This window comes from Endozoicomonas sp. SESOKO2 (assembly GCF_024606245.1).
In the GTDB taxonomy this organism is placed as follows: domain Bacteria; phylum Pseudomonadota; class Gammaproteobacteria; order Pseudomonadales; family Endozoicomonadaceae; genus Endozoicomonas_A.
On record NZ_JAHHPQ010000359.1, the window covers coordinates 1 to 1,169 of the forward strand.

Sequence of the window (1,169 nt, forward strand, 5' to 3'; positions counted from 1 at the left end):
AAATGGATTCAATGACGATTGTTTTTAGCTCGCAGTCGTTTAGTCTGCCTTGTTTCTCATCAGGCGGTAAATCTGATTCTGCATAGCCTTTTGTGTGGGCAATGTCTGAGAATGTGCCCGACAGTGTATGTTGGTCAGGTTTTATAGAAACGTTCAGGTTTTGAGAACCTGTTTTCTGTTCAACTGCGACAACAGAACATCTTGTCAACGCTTGAGCCTGACAGAGGACGGACAATGTCATTAGTAGCAGCGGTGCTGCATAGAGTGAGTGCTTAATCATTCTACCCTTGCATTCTGTTGTACAGAGGGGAAGGATAGATCAAGAAAATAACTCAAGTTACGTAGTTAACAGGCCTGTCAACTGCCCGAGAGCAAGCCCTGTCGTATAGGTTGTAGTGCTGAGCTGAAAGCGATCCAACTTCACTTTTTCTATGGCTATAAAGTCTGCTGTGACTAAATAATCACCCATTTCAAAAACTCAGAAGATGGGAACACCAGAAAGCCGTGTTTACTGGAGAAGATGGCACATTTCTTCTGTTTCATTCACCGCTTCTGCTCAACTCTGCCCCGGCATTGATGAGGAGGAAAACGCAGTGGATATTGCTCATGTCAGTTGCGATGGACAGCGGGGTGATGCCATTCTTGGCTCGGGCGTTGACATCTGCCTTGGCTTCGATCAGGAGTTTCACGCATTCGGTATTGCCCATCCAGGCTGCGACTAACATTGCGGTGGCGCCATCCTTAGTCCGGGCGTTGGGATCCGCTCCGGCTTCGATCAGGATTTTTACGCAGTCGGTGCAATTTTGCTGAGCAGCGATGTACAGCGGAGTGACGCCATCCGAACAGTTGCCGTTGAGATCCGCCTTGGCTTCGATCAGGCGTTTCACACACTCGGGTTTATTTTCCTGGGCAGCGATATACAGTGCGGTTGCACCAGCCGAACAGGCAGCGTTGAGATTCGCCCCGGCGTTGATCAGGCGCTCGACGACGTCCTTTTGTCCATTTCTGGATGCCCACATCAAGGCAGTAAAATCAGCATCCATAACGGCATTGACATTGACTCCTTCTGCCAGTGACTCCTCCACGTGATCCAAATCCCCGATAGCACAGGCATCGTAAAACGCCCGATCGGGGAAAAATGTATCCGGGTGAGATTCACTGGTGTTCTT

Annotated in this window: 2 protein-coding genes; both read right to left on the bottom strand. The window is 49.3% G+C overall.

Going from position 1 to position 1,169, the window contains the following annotated elements; all coding sequences use genetic code 11:
• A partial coding sequence (locus KDK17_RS08060; RefSeq protein WP_257287801.1) for a hypothetical protein occupies positions 1-280 on the bottom strand: 280 nt, incomplete at its 3' end.
• Between the two features lie 259 nt (positions 281-539).
• Positions 540-1,169 (bottom strand): ankyrin repeat domain-containing protein (locus KDK17_RS08065; RefSeq protein WP_257287802.1); only part of this gene is annotated, 630 nt, incomplete at its 5' end.